Raw genomic sequence first — 16,674 nt, forward strand, 5'->3', positions numbered from 1 at the left:
TGTCTAGAAAATTTATAAAATATGCTTTGTTATTATTTAAATTATTTGTTAAAATTATTCCAAAGTCAGACTGATCGTTGAGAATACTTTCTTCAAATGCAGAAATTAAGAGTTCAGGGTATTGTCTAAAGGTGTAGTTTTTAGTTTTGATTTAGCCTTTTAATTTCGAAATAGCAGTTTTCACAAATTAATTTTATCTGTGCAAATTTTTCTGATTCTGCGTTCCATTCTCCGTATTTCTGTCTTATTTTTTCACATTCATTGCACCAAGCTTGTAAATCTTCATCATTATCTAATTCCATACCCGGATAAGTTTCAAAAGCTTCTTCAAATCCCAGAGCAGTTTTTATGTTTAAATGCTTACATACAAAAGCTGGTCTTTGAAATCCGTGATTGTCACAGTCTAAGGTTCGTTGTTTTAACAATTTAATTTCAGGATGATTTTGAGGTTCAATTTTTTCTGTTAACAGCAAATAATAATTAAGATTTTCAGTTTGAAGATTATAAACACCAATTCCATTTAAGAGTTTAAAACTGATTGCAAGAAATTCCCAACCATCATATTCATCACTTTGAAATGTCTCTTCAGACAATTTTTTGTACTCATTTTCAAATCCAAAATTCTTGATTTTCAGCGTTTCAGTTTTACTTTTTTCATTGAGATGGTTATTAAACCAACTCCACATCCATGTTTTTGTGTTTAAGGAAAATGTTCCGATGGGAATATATTTAAAGTAAATTTCGTCTCCTGCATCATTATATAATCTCAGAATTTCCAGATCACTATCATAAAACCAGTTTGTAAAGGAATCAATTTTATATTGTTCTTTAAATTCTTGTTGAAAAGAAATCAGATTTTTTAATTCAAATTCTGCAAATTCTCGGTAATCCTTCATTTAGTTATTATTGTTTTTTGTCACATTTAATGACTTAAGCATATTTTCATGCTATCCAAATTTTATTGGATATTTTATGAAATTTCGTAATCATAATAGCAGCTATTTGTAGATGAAATTTAGTTGTATATTGCTTGGTATCGTTATAACCACGAGCATTCAATTATCATTAATCGCCATTTTAGCAAAGCATTTTTGTGCTTTAAGCTTAATTTGTTTTTTTAATATTTTCTAAAAAATTTAATAGGATCTTCCAAAAAACGGTATGCATTTGAGTTCTTTATACTATTTTTGATTTCTTCAAAGTCTGGTTTCATAAGTTTTCCTTTTCTGTCAAAGAATAACCATTCATTTTCTATAGCTAACTCTATCATATTTTTCAAAAAAAATAGTTTTTTTTCTCTTAAATCAGCTCGGAAAGAAAACTCTCTAATTGTTAAAGATTTTTCATCCAAATTCATATAGGCATCATTGTCAACATCCTCTGAGTAGGTTTTCCAATTATAGCTTGTATTGTCGTTTCCCCACTTTGCTCTTTTAACAATTAAATCAATTTTCGTAATAAAATCGTCCGCTTTCATTTCGACTTCTTCCCAGTAGATTTCAGCATCAGATTCAAAATATTTTGTTTCCATACTAACACCAATTTGATCTGGAATAGAGCCATGCTTTTTTTTAATTCCTTGTTTTGGAACTACTCCTAAATAATATTGATATACTGCCATTTTTTAGGTTTAAGCTGATGCATTATGTTTATCGTAAAGCAAATATTAGCAAAAGTGATTTATTAAGGTTTTTCTTTGCAAATTAAAGTATCAAAATCTACATATAATTGTGTTGACCCCGTATTACCCATTGGTATCCATTTGTAATTTGTAAGAACAAATGTATTTCCTTTATCAAGTTCAACCCATTCGTCAATACCTTTTGCAGCATTTTTCAAGTCATTTTTTGCAAATAATCCTACCGGAGCGGCGTAACTTCTTCCTTTGGTTATGTATTTGCATTTTTCAGATGAAATTAAGTCTGGGATTTCACTTTGCAAAACAAAATTTGATTTTGTGAGTGTCGGTAGAACTTTATTCATTTTGGAAGGCGTGTAAGAACCTTGACATTTAAAAAATGAGGTTGGAAAAGCTAAAAATAAAATTAAAAAAATAAATTTCATATCTTCATATATTTAGTTAGATGTACGATTCTATATACTATATTTTTCAATTTTACAGTAATTTCTTTATGTAGCCAAATTTTTTGTCTGCCAATAATATGATTTTTTCTATTTGCTGTTTCAGTATTTCACTCATTTTTGTGTTAACGTTGTAAATTTTGATGCTAATTGATGTTCTTGTTTTTATCTGATATTGCTTACTATAATTCTTATCATTTTTTAGACTGATATAATGCTATTCTGTTTCCTTCTGTATCTTCAAATTCGGCAACAAGCCCAATTCCGTTATCTGTTTTGGGATATAAAATTTTTCCACCATTTGATGTAACCAATTTAAGTGTTTCATCAATATTTTTTGTATTGAAGTAAATCACAACTCCGTTTATTGTAGGTTTGTAAATTTCCCCTTTTGCTAATGCACCTGAAATGCCTGAATTTTCTTCCACCAAAGGAAATAATGCCATTTCATTATTGTCAATATTTTCTCTCTTGAATTTGAAGCCAAATACATTCTTATAGAAGCCGATTGCTCGATCAATATCCGTCACCGGAATTTCAAAATATACAACAGGATTTGTTTTTTCTGTGATAGTTTTTTTGTCATCTTGCTGAATTGTTGTTTTTGGATTATCATTACAAGAAGTTAGCAGTTGAACTAAGACTCCAAAAGTTATGGTTGTCACTATATTTTTAGTTCTGTTCATTCTTCTTATCCTGTTTTTTATAAAAATATGTTTCACCTTTTTCTTTGTCATCATAGGTAACCATTTCTTTATTCGAGGCTAAATAATTTAATAATGTAAAATCACCACTGCAAAAAATATTATGAATAAATAAAAAAATCACTGCTGTTAATTGAAATTCTACCGATAAAAACGGAAATGATATTAAAGTTCCAATTAATACTAAAGTAAAGGGTAGAATGGCTATAAATGTAAATTCAGATAAATTGGTAACAAACTTGTCTGCTATTGTGGCAAAATAGAATTTTTTAAAATTTAAAAAGAAAGAAACAGATTTAGCTCCAGTAATTTTATAAGCAAAGTAGTGTATTAACTCGTGTATAGGAATAAAGAGAATAGAAATAATGATGCCCAGAAAAACATATATTAAAGAATTAACAATGGTTAATTCTTTAGTAATTAGATTTTTTGTAATTGTATATGAAATTATACATAAAGGACTTATCAATATAATCATATAAATATTGAAAAACCATTTTTTATTCAATTTTAGTTTTTCATTTAAGAATTTATGTAGTTCAGAGTGTTTTAGTTTGTCTTGTAAAATATAATTTTTATTACTTAATTCGGAGATTTCAATTTTCATAAATTTCAAATTATTATTCAGTTCAATTTTTAATTAAACAAAATTCTTTTAAGGCTTTGATATGGCTTATTCTGGCAAAAAAGATCAATAGGATTGCTGCTGTTGAACTTTGTAGGGATTTCTATAACCCGTCATTTACAAACTGTTGGTATGCATAATACTTTAGTGTTTTAAGTCGATTACTAATTTTTCAATTTCTTTTAGAATGTCTGATTGAGATAAATTATTACCAATTCCCAACGAGTAGATATTGTCACAAATCTTAACAAGTCTTCCGAGTAAAGATTTCTCAGCAGGAGACCAGGTTTCACCAATTTTTAACTCACCGTTTTTGTCGGTTGTTGCAAAATAGTATGTTATTCCGTCAAGCCCCATTGATTCATGTTCTGGCTTTTTTGTCTGTTCTTCTAATAATTGGAATAAAGCAACAATTTTAAGATACAAGTCATTTGTTAATTCTGTCTTGTTTGAAATTAGTTTAACCTTATTTTTATTTTTTGAATACCAATAACTTTCAGACAGTTTATTACTTACTACATAATTTTTACCATCTAATGTTTCTACCGAATAGGAGTATTCATTGGAGAAAGATGGCATTGATGTATATCTCGCAATAGGTTTTTCAGAATATCCTTTATATAATCGTAGAAAAATGTTATCATAATATTCCTTTAAAACACCTTCGTATTGTTTAAAGTCCTTTGCAGGCTCCAAATGTTGTTTTTGTCCAAAAAATAAAGATGTAGTCATAATAAAAGCTGATATTAAAATTGTCTGTTTCATTGTCGTTTTACTATTATATACACCTTTAATTCACGCATTGTCTTCCAGTTTATGGATGTTAGCAAGTTTTTATTCATCAATCAAATATAAATAAATTAGCTGCTCACAAATAAAATTATTTACGTTTTCTTATCCTATGTTAATGATTTCAATCATAATTTTTACGAGGTTTGCAAAGTCAAATATTAACAAGAAAAAGATTCAACAATAATTAAAACTTAAAGAAATGAAAAAATTTGGTGTAATTGCTTTGGCTGGATTAGGATTGCTTTTAGCATCTTGCGGTGATAAAAAAGCTGATAATGCTGCAACTTCTCAGGAGCAAACCGTAGCTGAAAAAAACGGTGATGTTTTCGCAGTAGATACAGCGGCTTCAAAAGTAAACTGGAAAGCTTTCCACAAAGGAGGTTTTGCTCCACGTTGGGGAACTCTTAATGTAAGTACAGGTGAGCTTACCGTAGCTGAAAACAATCTTGCTTCAGGGGAATTTGTGATTGATATGAAATCTCTGAAAGTAGATCCTGCTTCGGTAACGGAAAAAGATAAAAAATATACGGATCTTGAAGGGCACCTTAAAAATGCAGATTTCTTTGATGTAGAAAAATTCCCTACCGCAGATTTTAAAATTACTAAAGTGGAAGAACTGGCTGCAGGTGCAACCAACGCTATTGAAGGAGCTAATAAAACCATCAGCGGAAATCTTACACTTTTGGGTAAAACTATGAATGTAACTTTCCCTGCTAAAGTAGAAGTAATGGAAAACTCTGCCGCTATCAAGGCGATGTTTACTGTAAACCGTGCAGATTGGGGAATCAAATTCGGAACGGATGAAACAGATCCTGCAGAATGGATGATCAGCAAAGATATTGAGATCAATATTGATGTAAAAGCTGATAAAAAATAAATTTTTTCTTCAAATATAAAAAAGACATTCGTTTTTGCGGATGTCTTTTTCATTATTCAAAAAATGTAAAAATGTTATAAATTTTCAAGATCTGAAAGCAGATTTCTAGGATCGTACTCATAATCTTTCGGCAATTCCGTACCATACATGAGATGCTCAAAATAGAGTGGTGGCAAACCTACTAATTTTCTTCTTTTATCAAGATTTTGAATATCTATATAATGATTAGATCCAACACTTCCCAACCCACCGATAGTATAAATTGCGCCTTTGTTTGATTTATTTGGCAAATTTTCTGTTGCATTATCAAATTCTTCAAATTCTACAAAGAAATCTTTATTTACATTATCTTTTTCAATCTCTTTTTTGATGAAAGGTATAAAAAAATTCCAAACAAATTCATTGTCTTGTGAACGACCTCTATGATGCCAAAGTAACAGCCATGCCCGATCTTCCCAACCGTATTTTCCGGTAAGCTCAATCAATCTTGTAATGTTTGCAGAATCAATTTTTTTAGCTAATTCACCGAAAACTTTATTTTCCTGTCTTATTAACTGGTCTTTCGCAATAAGCCTCTGAATTTCCATATAAGCAGCCGGATTTTTAAGTTCTCTATAGTATTGGTTTTCTAAAGAATCGTAATCTGACAATACATCTTTCATTTCTTTAAAATCTTTGAAAGGCTGAAGACTTTTAAAATCCCGGATAAAATCTAAAGGAGCCAGTTGTTTAGTGATACTTTTGGTAATAAGCTCTTTGGCAGTTTCGTTTTTCTTAAGTTTAAATGCAAGAGAAGCCGCTTTAAGATAATCGTAGCTATTGGTCTTAGGATTAAGATGTACTGCTTCAAGATAATAATCAAGGGCTTTTTGATCATTTTTTAGATGAATGTAATATTCGGCTAAATAAATTTTCTTTTGAGATTTGAATACATTTTGACAAAATATGCACTGAGAAATGAATAGGTAAAAAATCAAAATTATTTTTTTCATTGTGTTTTATTTTGGATTTTATAAATAGTTTCTTTTGAATCTTACACGAATGTTGCAAGCTTTACGGTAAATATTTTGATACTTAAGAGTTTAGCTAAGCATCAGGGACGAATTTTATTTTTCTTCAAAAATAGCATTTTTACTTTCCGATAAATAAAAACGGGAAGTTTAAAAAAAATTAATTCAAATAAAATTTCTGCTATTATTTCGAGAATCATATTATTTATACATCTTTTATAAAATCCTCATACTCATAGTAAAATCTTTCAAAGCCATCCATTTTTTCAATAAAAAATTCAAAAATTTCCTGCCATGTATTTTTATTAAAGACAGAGACATTGTGCTTTTCAACCCAGATTCTACTTATTATTTTTCCGTTTTCGAGCGTGTAATATTCGTCTTTTGAGAATTCACCCACAAAATCTTTCAGAATATCTTCCAGAGACCAGATTTTTTCGTAATACGCATTCCGGAAAATTTCATCCTTCATTTCAATGTCTATAGAAACTTCGGCTTTCTTTTTATCTGCGTAAAATTTGAACGAAAAATCTTTTATTTTCGTATCATATAAAATCCATTTTCTCGGAAATGATTTTCCAAAGGCGATCCAGAATTCTTTTTTTAATTGTTGGGCTTCCTGTTTGCTAAACATGATACAAAGATAAGTTTTTTGATTTATAGCATTGGATATAAAACATCACCCATCATCATTATCTATCCTTTATATCCCAACTTTTTATTATTTTTGCTGTAATGCTTTCAAAAAAATCACAATACGCATTCAAAGCCCTTTCATATCTTGTAGAAAAGAGAAATGAAGGTCCCATTCTTATTTCTGAAATAGCTGATGCCAAAAAAATTCCGCTTAAGTTTTTAGAAAACATCCTTCTTCAGCTGAAAAAAGCAGATATCCTGGAAAGCAAAAAAGGAAAAGGCGGCGGTTATTTCTTCAGGGAAGATCCTGAGAAAGTGAATCTCGCAAGAATCATCAGACTGGTGAACGGACCTATAGCGTTACTGCCCTGTGTAAGTCTTAATTTTTACGAAAAGTGTGAAAATTGTACCGAAGATCACTGCGGTCTTCATGATGTTTTAATTGAAGTAAGAGATGCTTCGCTAAAAATTTTAGAAGAAAAGACACTTCTGGATTTGGTTGATTAGCTGTGATCTCCCAATCCGTTATTTTTCAGAAGTTCTGCAAGTACTTTTTTGGCGCGCATCACACGGACTTTTGTATTAGCAACCGAAATGCCGAGTTCTTCAGCAATTTCTTTAATGCTTTTTTCCTCGAAAAATCTCAGCCGGATGATGTCCTGATAATTGGCGTCCAGAGATTCTATGGTTTTGATGATTTTCTTTTGTTCTTCTTCTGAAATCATCAGTTCTTCAGGAGATTTTGCAAACTGATTTTTTACTTCTTCGAGATTTTCCGTAGGATCCTGATTTTCTCTTGATTTTTTTCTCCAGAAATCAATAATCGTGTTTTGTGCAATGGTTAAGATCCATGTTTTAAACTGAAAATTAGGATCATACATATCCAGTTTTGATAAGACCTTAGAAAAAACATTCACCGTAATTTCATCAGCGTCATTTTCGTCCTGCACTTTTTTCATTACAAAAGAAAAAACATCCACCCAAAATATATTAATGAGCTGTGTCTGTGCTTTCTGATCCTTATCTATTGCTTTTTGGATGAGCGGAAATAGCTGTTCGTTTTTCATAAGTAAGCAAATATAGCAATATTTATTCCTGTTGCTGTCTCTTCAAAAAAAGAAAAAAACGGACAAAAGCCCGTTTCTGTATCATCAAGATGTATTGTTTTATCTTAATTCAGCATTGAATTCTTTCTTGAATGTTTTGATCAGAGAATCCATTACCTGAGTGATTTCTTTTTCTTCCAAAGTTTTTTCTTCATTTAAAAGTTCAAAGCTCATAGCGTATGATTTTTTGCCTTCGGGAAGATTTTTTCCTTCATATACATCAAAAAGATTGATGTTTTTGATGAAAGGAGATTTGTTTTTTCTTGCAGACTGATACAATTCCTGATATGTAATGTTCTTATCAATCAGCAATGCCAAATCTCTTCTGATCTTGTTGAATTTTGGAATGTCATAAAATTTAAGCTGATTGGCAGCACGCAGCTTTTGAGCCAGTTCAAGTTCAATTTCTGCGTAGAAACAGTTCTGGTCAATATCTGCATCTTTCATCAACTGTGGCGCTACTTTTCCGATTCTTACCAACGTTTTACCGTCAGCTTCATAAGCAATAGCATCAGAAAATCTGTCGTCCGCTAAAGCAACCTCCTGATAATTGATTGCAAGTCTCTCCAAAAGAACTTTTACAAAAGATTTCAGATTATAAAAATCGGTAGCAGATTTTGGCTGCAGCCAGTTTTCGGCAACATTTCTTCCGGAAACTAAGATAGCAAGCTGCTTTCTTTCTTCGTACTTTTCTTTTTTGTGATAAATTTTTCCGAACTCAAAAAACTTGATGTCCTGATTTTTTCTGTTGATGTTGTACACCGCATTCTGCAAAAGACCCTCCAGTAAAGATTTTCTCATAAAAGCCAAATCTCCGCTTAAAGGATTCAGGAGTTTTACTGCATCCGTTTCATCTTTTACGGAAGTAAGAGAATTATTCATCACTTCATTGAAGCCTAAGCTCTGCAATGTTCTCGCCCAGGAGTTTTCCAGTTCATCCTGATCATTGGCGCTCAGTTTTACAGGAGTGAAGGAGATTTTCTGAGGCGCATCAATTTTATTGTATCCGTAAATTCTTAGAATTTCCTCAATCACATCTATTTCTCTTGTCACATCTGCTCTGTATGCAGGAACCGAAATTTCAAAACCATTCTGAATTTCGTTCAATACCTGAATTTCCAGAGCCTTCAGAATTTCTTTTACTTTTTCCCTGTGAATCTTTGTTCCTAAAATCTGTTCAATTTTAGAAAATCTTAAAATAATATACTGATCTTCAATTTTCTTAGGATATTCTTCAAGCAATTCTCCCGTAAGTTTCCCTTCTGCAAGATCTTCAATCATTTTAATAGCATGAGTAACGGCGGTTCTTGTGATATTCGGATCCACACCTCTTTCAAATCTGAAAGAAGCATCAGTATTTAGACCATGAAATTTTGCCGCTTTTCTTACTGCAACAGGATTAAAATATGCGCTTTCCAGGAAAATATTTTTTGTCTCAGAAGAAACTCCTGAATGAAGCCCTCCAAAGACTCCTGCAATGCACATTGGGTTGTCTTTACCGTCTTTAATGATGATTTCGGAACCGTTTAATGTTCTTTCTACACCATCTAAAGTGGTAAATTTTGTTCCTTCTGCCACAGTTCCCACTTTTACTTTCTGATCTGCAATTTTATCTGCATCAAAAGCGTGAAGCGGCTGTCCGTAGCCGTGAAGGATATAATTGGTAATATCTACAATATTATTGATGGGGCTTAGTCCGATCGCTTTCAGCCTGTTTTTCAGCCAGTCGGGAGAATCTGTAACTTTTACATTACTGATAACGGCTCCGATGTATCTTGGGGTAAGCTCGCTGTCTTCTACCTCAAGCTTGAAATTGTGCGAACCCTCATTATTTAAAGCAACACTTGAAATTTTTTCAAATTCAGATTTTTGCTGATTCGTAGACAGATAAGCATGAAGATCTCTTGCTACGCCGTAATGCGACATCGCATCTGTTCTGTTGGGTGTTAAACCAATTTCAAAAACTTCGTCATTCGTCAGTTCAAAATAATCGGCAAAATTCTTCCCGATTTCATATTGAGTTTCGTCCAGAACCATAATTCCGCCGTGATCATCGCTCAATCCCAGTTCGTCTTCTGCACAAATCATTCCCTGAGAAACTTCACCTCTTATTTTGGCTTCTTTAATTTCAAAAAAACTTCCGTCTTTTGCATATATTTTAGTTCCTACAACGGCTACAGGAACCGTTTGTCCGGCAGCAACATTGGGAGCTCCGCAAACGATGTTCAGGATTTTTCCGTTTCCGATATCTACGGTAGTCTTATTCAGCTTATCTGCATTCGGATGCTTTTCGCAGGTCAGAACTTTTCCTACAACAATACCTTCCAGACTTCCTTTTACACTTTCAAATGCTTCAATTCCTTCTACTTCAAGACCTATATCTGTAAGAAATTCTCCGATTTTTTCGGTTTTTAAATCTGTTTTGATGTAGTCTTTCAGCCAGTTACCTGATATTTTCATTGGTAAAATTTTAAAAATTTAATCTTCAGAGGGTATATTCATTACTTTTTATAACACTGCATACCTCTGAATTTTGCGTGTACAAATGTCGTGTTTTTTTAAGAAATACCGAAATCGACTGTAGCTAAAATTATATTTAAATCAGTAATGATGATTTAAAAGTCTATCATCAAAAGCAGATATAATTTATCGCGGAATTATATCCTCGTATTTTTATTTTGAATAATCACTTTCCTACTGCATCACTTTTCTTAAAAGCATCAACTTTATAGTATTCATCACCCGATTCTTTTTTCTTTTTATCTGAAATTAAAATTCCGAAAAGATGGTCGATTTCATGCTGAAAAATAACTGCCGTAAAACCTTCAACAATTTCGGTATATTTTTGTCCTTTTAAATCCACATATTCCAGCTGAATGGCTTTACTTCTATAAAACTGATCCCTGAATTCAGGAATAGACAAATCTCCTTCCGGACCGAGATTCTGAAGTTCAGACTTCCAGGTAATGACTGGGTTTATAAAATATTCAAGTGGCTCGTTTGGTTTATCAAAACGCTTTACCCAGATAATTTTTCTGTTGATTCCTACTTGCGGTGCTGCAATTCCTACACCGCCATCTGTAGACAGCAGAGATTTTTTCATTCTCTTAACTAAAGTTGCAGTATTTTTATCAAGCGGATCAATCTCTTGCGAAACAGCCAGTAAAGTATTGTGCTGCTGTTTATCCGTTGTCTTATAAATTGGCAAAGCTGAATTAATATCACCCTGATTGATGAGCGCAATTTCAGGTTCTGAAAGTTTTTGCGCATTGATAATGCCGATGAACAGAACTAAAAATAGAGAAAGTTTTTTCATTTTTTTAATATGTTTTGGTCATATCGCTCGGAATAATCAGATTATAATCTGTAGGAAAGTAATCTTTTTCAGGAATTTTCAATTCGGAATCTTCAGTTTCAAAAACCGAAATGACCGCCATTTTCAAATTGGGATTTTTCTTTTTCAGATACCAGTAAATTCCGCCAAATTCTTTGGTGTGAAAATTTCCGTTGTAGTGTATGAATGTTTTTCCGGGCTGTAGATTTCTCAAAATAGATTCTGCCATTGTAGCATCTTTTATTGCCTGTGCAGAAATAAAATTCATCACTTTGGTGCCTTCCGCATGGTCGCCCATCATTTTTTTCATTTCCGGATAACCTGGAGTGTCCAGTGTAACTTCTATAGGCAATTCTGCGATATAAGATTTTTCTTTTTCTGAAATTTTACTGAGAGATTCAATACCTTCTTTTGCTGTTTGTGAAGCATATTTTCTCGGAACATTGGTAGCAATGAAATTCAGGTTTTTATCTTTCGCAAAATCAAGTAATGGCTGGTAATCTGTTGTGTAGTTATTCCACAAACGAACAGAATCTTTCAGGCTTTTGGCGTCAATTTTTCCGGCTAAATACTGATTCAGCTGCGGCTGATTGTCTCTTTCAAACATTTCTGCGCCTAAAGTAATTTCTTTGTTCTTTTTTTCATACAAGGCTGCAGTTACTTTAAGCTGAAGCCAGTGAATGATAGAGTTATTGTGAAATTCCCCAAAAAACACAACATCATAATCTGCCAAATCTTTGATCATTTTTTCTGTTTTTACGGCTTTTCCTTTTTTGTCGTAAAACTGATACGGCTTGAAATTTTGTGATTTTAGAAGAGAAAATCCTAATACAAAGACAGCAACAAGAATATTTTTCATTGAATATTTTGATTGTTTAATGGTTGTAAAGTTCGTGAAGTTTTTTTTCAATCCGAAGATTTTTTAGTTGAAATTCTTTTAATGTTAATTTAATTGAAGTTTGCCGGGTATTTAATAGTAACCAATCAAAGGCAAGCTGAAAAATTAAAGCTAAATATCATTTAAAATTTGTAAAATAAATTAAATTGAATCTCCGTTACTTTAATTATGGTATTACGGATAATCAGTCAAAATAAAAGACCGCTTTGCATTACTTACAAAACGGTCTTTGCACAATATTTAATCTTATTTTTCTAATGCTGCTACAAGATCTTTCCATTCCTGAAGCTCCGGAATTCCGGGTTTTCTTTTTCCGAAAAACTGTACGATAAATTCGCCGTCTTTGTTGAATACTTCAATGGCAGTTACTTCGCCGTCTTCGGTAGGCTTTTTTACAATCCACGATTCTGCAATTTTTGTAACGTCAAGATGAAGATTGAAATCAGGATCCATTACATTAAACCATTGCTGATGCCACAATGTCTTTTTTACATTTCCTGTATGAATCTGAATAATTCCTCTGTTTCCGACAAAAATCATGATCGGGATCTGTTTTTCAGAAGCATCTTCCAATACATTTACGACTTTAGATGGGTCAATCTTTTTGGCAAAACCTTCAGGAGCAAGCCTCAAAGCCTGTGTTCTGCTTACTCCGAATTTTCTGGTCATCATAAAGAAATCGTGGGTGTCTTTCAGATCAGTCCATGCTTTTTTGAATCCTTCCACATCAATATCTTCATCCGGTTTTTCGGCTGCTTTTGGAGCAGTATTTTCAAAATCAGGTGCTGCATCCTGATCTTCGGCAGCAAATTTCTCAACCAAATGATCAAATGCTTCCGGATTGCTGTCTTTTGTAAGATAAATTTTGTGTAAAGCCAAACCGTCTTTTCCGAAGAACTGAAAGCTCTTTTTATCTCCTTCTACAACTGCAAAAGCAAATTTCCAATGATTAAGAAAAATTCTAAGGTCAATATCTTCACCTACGAAAAGCTGTGCATGCGGACTGCTGAAGTCACCGTTTTGGTAAATACCTTTGCGCTCATGTACACATTCGTCATTTCTGGTAAGAGCCATTACTTTTCCCAGTTTTTCAACTTCGGAAAGAATGTTGGAGAAATCGGTTTTTAAAATAGTAACTCCTTCATTAACATTGGTCAAAAGCAATTCTGCCTCACTTACTCCAAGCTGATGAGCTGCATTGCGTATTCTTATGTGTGGATTTTCTGTCTGCAGAGCTTCCCATTTTTCTTTTAGGCCGTTGATTAGTGTATTCATTTTTATTTTTTTATGGTTAAAACTGTATATGTTCTTTTAATTAATCCGTTTCCGGTTTTGCTTTTTATTTCTTCTTGTTTTTCAGATATTTTCATCCGTTTAAAATGGCTTTTAGAAACCAGTTCTGCTAAATCTTCGTTGCTGTAGAGCGTAAAATGATAAGCCGTGAAAGGCAGATTTTTCATAAACTCTTTTTGCCCGAAAGTGAGAACAAAGATTCCGTTATCTTTCAGGACTCTGTAGATTTCATTGAGGTAATCAACAGGATTTTCCCAGAAATAAACCGTATTAACAGTAAATATTTTGTCGAAAACCGTATCCTCGAAAGGCAGCTTTTTTCCTTCGTACAAAATAAATTCAGTCTGATCCGAAAATTCAGCATTTATTTTTCTGGCTTCTTTATTCATCGTTTCAGAAATGTCGATTCCGGTATATTTTACTTTCTTAGCTCTATTTAAAATATTTTGAAGATGTCCTGCATTTCCATGACCAATTTCTAAAATCGAATCATGATCTTCTATAACGAGAGCTTTAATACTTTCCAGGGTCATTCCGATATTGGTTGCATTCATCATTCCGCCAATCTCAATTCCTTTTTCTCCTTGCGGATTGGCAAGGTTTAGGGCTAATATTTTTAATTCATTCTCTTCCATTATCCAAAAATAATCATCGGGTTTGCATTGACAGGGTGCGAACATATAGTACATGGAAAATTATAGGCATAGGAAATATTTTCCGAGGTGAAAACTTCTTTGGGAGTTCCGTATTTTGCTACTTTTCCGGATTTCATCAGTAAAATTTTGTCAGCAAACTGAGCGGCAAGATTCAGATCGTGAAGAACAACAATGGCTGAATTGGCTTTTTGCGTAAATTTTTTAATGATTTCCAAAGTTTTATACTGATATTTAATATCCAGATTATTAAGTGGCTCATCCAAAAAAACCAGTTTATGTTTAATCTCGTTTTTGAGCTGTGCCATAACCCTGGAAATATGTACTCTCTGCTTTTCGCCTCCTGAAAGAGAATTGTAATCTCTTTCCTGAAGGTGAGAAATTTCTGTTTCCTGCATCAATAGTTTTGTCGCTTCAAAATCTTCCTGATGTGGCTGTGCATCGAAGTAGGGATATCTTCCCATCATCACTATATCTTTTACCGGCAAAGGAATCTCTACGGCATTGTGCTGTGAAAATTTAGATTTATGTTTAGAAAGTTCCCTTACATTCCAATCTGAAATTGGTTTGTTTTTAAACAGAATTTTTTCTTTTTCAGTTTTTACTTCATTAGCCAGAATGCTCAACAAGCTTGATTTTCCTGCACCATTCGGTCCCACTATAGCTAAGAACTCGCCATATTCTACAGACACATTTACTGCATCCAGAATATGAAAATCTTTAAATTTATAATTAATGTGATGTGCTTTAATCATTAGAGTGTCTTTTTGAATTTAACTAAAATGGCAATGAAGACAGGACCTCCCATCAATGCAGTTAAAATCCCGATAGGTAATTCCGACGGAGCTACAACGCTTCTGCTGATGGTATCTGCGGATAAAAGAAGTATGCTTCCCATCACCGCAGACAGCGGAAGAATAAAAACGTAATTGGATTTGAATAATAGTCTTAATATATAAGGAACAATTAATCCCACAAATCCTATTGTACCGGAAAAAGCAACGCAGGTTCCTATCATGAGTGCGGTGGTGATAACAATTTGCTTCTTCAGCTTTTCTACATTGATTCCCAAATGTTCTGCATCTTTTTCGCCCAGCATCATGGCATTCAGAGCTTTGCCTTTTGGTAGCAAAATGGAGTAGGAGATGATTAAAACAACAGTCAGAATCAGATTTTTGGTCCAGGTTGCTGCGGCAAGACTCCCCATATTCCAGAAAGTTAGATCTCTGAGCTGCTCATCTTTAGAAATATAAATTAAAAACCCGGTGATGGAAAACCCGATAGCAGTTATGGCAACTCCACTCAACAGCATCATCACGACATTTGTCTTTCCGCTGCTTGTGGATATTCTGTAGACCAAAATCATGGCTAATAAAGCTCCGATAAAAGCGGAAATTCCAACCAATGAAAACTGAATGGCTTCCGGAAGGTATTCTTTAAAATATCCTCCCAAAACAATCGCAATGGCAGCCAGTAAAGTTGCACCTGACGTTAGCCCGATAAGATCGCCTGTTGCCAGAGGATTTTTGAACATTCCCTGAAGACTCGTTCCTGAAACAGCAAGCAGGCTTCCCACCAAAATTGCCATTATGATCCTTGCACTTCTCACTTCCCAAATCACATAACGATCGCTGAGAGAAACCTCGGAATTGCCAAGAATTATATCTTTCAGAATGATGAATGGTGAATTTCCGCCGAAGTCATAAACTCCGACATGAAGTGACCCGATTGCCAGTACAACCAGCAAAAGGGCACTTATAAAAATGTGAATATATAATTTATTTTGTGTTTTCAACTAAAAGTTTATTTAATGCAACAGCTGCTTCTCCTAATCTTGGTCCGAAAGAAGATACCAAGCCTCCTTCCATTGCGATAATTTTTTTGTTTTTGCCTGCATTGGTCTGCGAAACTCCCGGCATTTTCAGCACTCCTTCATTTCCACCTGCTCCCTGCAGACCGGATGAAAAGAAGAATAATACATCTGGATTGGCTTTTACTACACCTTCAGGAGTCAGAGGCTTGAAATCTTCAAAATCGGTCACGGCATTTTCTCCGCCTGCAATTTCAATCAGAGAAGCCATTGGTGTATTTTTACCGGAAACCATCATCATATTTCCTCTTGCGTAGATGAATAATACTTTAGGTTTTTTAGCAATCGGCTGAATCTGCTGTAAGTCTGCATCAATTTTATCATTAAGTTTCTGATAGTCAGAATTTCCTAAAGCTTTTGCAACCTGCTCAATCAGTTTTTTGGTTCCGTTTACAGAATATTCCTGACTGAAAAGCTCTGTTTTTATTCCTGAAGATTTTATTTTTCCTAAAAGTTCGGGATTGATATCTTTATCTGAGGCTAAAATCAAAGTGGGATTTACTGCCATTATAGGCTCAATGGTCATTGATCTTACATGACCTAAATCTTTTGCTGTTGATTTAAGCGTTTCAGGGTATGTACTTGTTACATCTGTGCCTACAATTTCGTTTTCATGACCAAGAGCGCTTACAATTTCTGTAATTCCACCGCTTAGAGAAACAATTTTCTGATTGGATTTCGGTGTTTCGGAAGAAACAGAAATTTCGTTTTCTACAGGTTTCTGAACTTCTTTTTTGCATGAATATACCATTGCAAGAAAAGATACCGTAAGAATAAGTTTTTTCATTTTATAT

General features: G+C 33.3%; 19 protein-coding genes. 2 read left to right on the forward strand and 17 right to left on the reverse strand.

Annotated features, from left to right (window positions below; genetic code table 11):
* Window positions 1-140: 140 nt before the first annotated feature.
* The 6 genes from FNE73_RS03640 to FNE73_RS03665 all read right to left on the reverse strand — a co-directional run bounded on the left by FNE73_RS03640 (window position 141) and on the right by FNE73_RS03665 (window position 4,176).
* Entirely contained in the window at window positions 141-896 is a 756-nt protein-coding gene (locus tag FNE73_RS03640) for a DUF6882 domain-containing protein (RefSeq protein WP_143883404.1), read from the reverse strand.
* 221 nt (window positions 897-1,117) lie between these two features.
* Complete coding sequence (locus FNE73_RS03645) at window positions 1,118-1,621, reverse strand: hypothetical protein (protein ID WP_143883405.1); 504 nt, start codon at window positions 1,619-1,621, stop codon at window positions 1,118-1,120.
* 62 nt (window positions 1,622-1,683) lie between these two features.
* Window positions 1,684-1,983 (reverse strand): hypothetical protein, encoded by a 300-nt coding sequence (locus FNE73_RS03650; protein ID WP_143883406.1) that lies wholly within the window; start codon window positions 1,981-1,983, stop codon window positions 1,684-1,686.
* Window positions 1,984-2,276: 293 nt separating this feature from the next.
* Window positions 2,277-2,768, reverse strand: a complete 492-nt coding sequence (locus tag FNE73_RS03655; RefSeq protein ID WP_143883407.1) for a VOC family protein — start codon at window positions 2,766-2,768, stop codon at window positions 2,277-2,279.
* Window positions 2,755-3,393 (reverse strand): DUF3267 domain-containing protein, encoded by a 639-nt coding sequence (locus tag FNE73_RS03660; RefSeq protein WP_143883408.1) that lies wholly within the window; start codon window positions 3,391-3,393, stop codon window positions 2,755-2,757. Before FNE73_RS03660 ends, FNE73_RS03655 begins: the two co-directional genes overlap by 14 nt.
* Before the next feature lie 162 nt (window positions 3,394-3,555).
* Window positions 3,556-4,176, reverse strand: coding sequence for a hypothetical protein (locus tag FNE73_RS03665; RefSeq protein WP_143883409.1), 621 nt, complete (start codon window positions 4,174-4,176; stop codon window positions 3,556-3,558).
* A gap of 226 nt (window positions 4,177-4,402) precedes the next feature.
* On the opposite strand from FNE73_RS03665, the gene FNE73_RS03670 reads away from it, so the two are divergent.
* Window positions 4,403-5,080 (forward strand): YceI family protein, encoded by a 678-nt coding sequence (locus tag FNE73_RS03670; protein WP_143883410.1) that lies wholly within the window; start codon window positions 4,403-4,405, stop codon window positions 5,078-5,080.
* Window positions 5,081-5,154: 74 nt separating this feature from the next.
* Here the strand turns inward: FNE73_RS03670 and FNE73_RS03675 are convergent, their stop codons facing one another.
* Together FNE73_RS03675 and FNE73_RS03680 are read right to left on the reverse strand one after the other, a co-directional pair.
* Window positions 5,155-6,072, reverse strand: a complete 918-nt coding sequence (locus FNE73_RS03675; RefSeq protein ID WP_143883411.1) for a tetratricopeptide repeat protein — start codon at window positions 6,070-6,072, stop codon at window positions 5,155-5,157.
* 223 nt (window positions 6,073-6,295) lie between these two features.
* Window positions 6,296-6,724: a DUF4268 domain-containing protein gene (locus tag FNE73_RS03680; protein ID WP_143883412.1), complete on the reverse strand. Its 429-nt coding sequence runs from the start codon at window positions 6,722-6,724 to the stop codon at window positions 6,296-6,298.
* Window positions 6,725-6,825: 101 nt separating this feature from the next.
* On the opposite strand from FNE73_RS03680, the gene FNE73_RS03685 reads away from it, so the two are divergent.
* Entirely contained in the window at window positions 6,826-7,233 is a 408-nt protein-coding gene (locus FNE73_RS03685; protein WP_143883413.1) for an RrF2 family transcriptional regulator, read from the forward strand.
* Here the strand turns inward: FNE73_RS03685 and FNE73_RS03690 are convergent.
* The 9 genes from FNE73_RS03690 to FNE73_RS03730 all read right to left on the reverse strand — a co-directional run bounded on the left by FNE73_RS03690 (window position 7,230) and on the right by FNE73_RS03730 (window position 16,667).
* On the reverse strand, window positions 7,230-7,793 hold the full coding sequence (locus tag FNE73_RS03690) for an RNA polymerase sigma factor (RefSeq protein ID WP_143883414.1): 564 nt from the start codon (window positions 7,791-7,793) through the stop codon (window positions 7,230-7,232). The two genes, FNE73_RS03685 and FNE73_RS03690, sit on opposite strands and share 4 nt — an antisense overlap.
* A gap of 99 nt (window positions 7,794-7,892) precedes the next feature.
* Window positions 7,893-10,292, reverse strand: coding sequence for a phenylalanine--tRNA ligase subunit beta (gene pheT / locus FNE73_RS03695; protein WP_143883415.1), 2,400 nt, complete (start codon window positions 10,290-10,292; stop codon window positions 7,893-7,895).
* Window positions 10,293-10,518: 226 nt separating this feature from the next.
* Complete coding sequence (def, locus tag FNE73_RS03700; protein WP_143883416.1) at window positions 10,519-11,148, reverse strand: peptide deformylase; 630 nt, start codon at window positions 11,146-11,148, stop codon at window positions 10,519-10,521.
* 4 nt (window positions 11,149-11,152) lie between these two features.
* Complete coding sequence (locus tag FNE73_RS03705) at window positions 11,153-12,025, reverse strand: ChaN family lipoprotein (protein WP_143883417.1); 873 nt, start codon at window positions 12,023-12,025, stop codon at window positions 11,153-11,155.
* A gap of 285 nt (window positions 12,026-12,310) precedes the next feature.
* Entirely contained in the window at window positions 12,311-13,339 is a 1,029-nt protein-coding gene (locus FNE73_RS03710) for a hemin-degrading factor (RefSeq protein WP_143883418.1), read from the reverse strand.
* Between the two features lie 2 nt (window positions 13,340-13,341).
* On the reverse strand, window positions 13,342-13,992 hold the full coding sequence (locus tag FNE73_RS03715) for a class I SAM-dependent methyltransferase (RefSeq protein ID WP_143883419.1): 651 nt from the start codon (window positions 13,990-13,992) through the stop codon (window positions 13,342-13,344).
* Complete coding sequence (locus FNE73_RS03720) at window positions 13,992-14,765, reverse strand: heme ABC transporter ATP-binding protein (RefSeq protein ID WP_143883420.1); 774 nt, start codon at window positions 14,763-14,765, stop codon at window positions 13,992-13,994. Before FNE73_RS03720 ends, FNE73_RS03715 begins: the two co-directional genes overlap by 1 nt.
* Window positions 14,765-15,805, reverse strand: a complete 1,041-nt coding sequence (locus FNE73_RS03725) for a FecCD family ABC transporter permease (protein ID WP_143883421.1) — start codon at window positions 15,803-15,805, stop codon at window positions 14,765-14,767. The genes FNE73_RS03720 and FNE73_RS03725 overlap by 1 nt, the downstream gene beginning before the upstream one ends.
* Window positions 15,789-16,667, reverse strand: coding sequence for a heme/hemin ABC transporter substrate-binding protein (locus tag FNE73_RS03730; protein WP_143883422.1), 879 nt, complete (start codon window positions 16,665-16,667; stop codon window positions 15,789-15,791). Before FNE73_RS03730 ends, FNE73_RS03725 begins: the two co-directional genes overlap by 17 nt.
* Window positions 16,668-16,674: the final 7 nt, after the last annotated feature.

Source organism: Chryseobacterium binzhouense (genome assembly GCF_007474545.1).
GTDB lineage: Bacteria > Bacteroidota > Bacteroidia > Flavobacteriales > Weeksellaceae > Chryseobacterium > Chryseobacterium binzhouense.

Excerpts from the sequence above, each read along its gene's own strand:
- FNE73_RS03640 (WP_143883404.1), bottom strand. The coding sequence starts at position 896 with ATGAAGGATTACCGAGAATTTGCAGAATTTGAATTAAAAAATCTGATT.
- FNE73_RS03645 (WP_143883405.1), bottom strand. The coding sequence starts at position 1,621 with ATGGCAGTATATCAATATTATTTAGGAGTAGTTCCAAAACAAGGAATT.
- FNE73_RS03650 (WP_143883406.1), bottom strand. The coding sequence starts at position 1,983 with ATGAATAAAGTTCTACCGACACTCACAAAATCAAATTTTGTTTTGCAA.
- FNE73_RS03655 (WP_143883407.1), bottom strand. The coding sequence starts at position 2,768 with ATGAACAGAACTAAAAATATAGTGACAACCATAACTTTTGGAGTCTTA.
- FNE73_RS03660 (WP_143883408.1), bottom strand. The coding sequence starts at position 3,393 with ATGAAAATTGAAATCTCCGAATTAAGTAATAAAAATTATATTTTACAA.
- FNE73_RS03665 (WP_143883409.1), bottom strand. The coding sequence starts at position 4,176 with ATGAAACAGACAATTTTAATATCAGCTTTTATTATGACTACATCTTTA.
- FNE73_RS03670 (WP_143883410.1), top strand. The coding sequence starts at position 4,403 with ATGAAAAAATTTGGTGTAATTGCTTTGGCTGGATTAGGATTGCTTTTA.
- FNE73_RS03675 (WP_143883411.1), bottom strand. The coding sequence starts at position 6,072 with ATGAAAAAAATAATTTTGATTTTTTACCTATTCATTTCTCAGTGCATA.
- FNE73_RS03680 (WP_143883412.1), bottom strand. The coding sequence starts at position 6,724 with ATGTTTAGCAAACAGGAAGCCCAACAATTAAAAAAAGAATTCTGGATC.
- FNE73_RS03685 (WP_143883413.1), top strand. The coding sequence starts at position 6,826 with ATGCTTTCAAAAAAATCACAATACGCATTCAAAGCCCTTTCATATCTT.
- FNE73_RS03690 (WP_143883414.1), bottom strand. The coding sequence starts at position 7,793 with ATGAAAAACGAACAGCTATTTCCGCTCATCCAAAAAGCAATAGATAAG.
- pheT (WP_143883415.1), bottom strand. The coding sequence starts at position 10,292 with ATGAAAATATCAGGTAACTGGCTGAAAGACTACATCAAAACAGATTTA.
- def (WP_143883416.1), bottom strand. The coding sequence starts at position 11,148 with ATGAAAAAACTTTCTCTATTTTTAGTTCTGTTCATCGGCATTATCAAT.
- FNE73_RS03705 (WP_143883417.1), bottom strand. The coding sequence starts at position 12,025 with ATGAAAAATATTCTTGTTGCTGTCTTTGTATTAGGATTTTCTCTTCTA.
- FNE73_RS03710 (WP_143883418.1), bottom strand. The coding sequence starts at position 13,339 with ATGAATACACTAATCAACGGCCTAAAAGAAAAATGGGAAGCTCTGCAG.
- FNE73_RS03715 (WP_143883419.1), bottom strand. The coding sequence starts at position 13,992 with ATGGAAGAGAATGAATTAAAAATATTAGCCCTAAACCTTGCCAATCCG.
- FNE73_RS03720 (WP_143883420.1), bottom strand. The coding sequence starts at position 14,765 with ATGATTAAAGCACATCACATTAATTATAAATTTAAAGATTTTCATATT.
- FNE73_RS03730 (WP_143883422.1), bottom strand. The coding sequence starts at position 16,667 with ATGAAAAAACTTATTCTTACGGTATCTTTTCTTGCAATGGTATATTCA.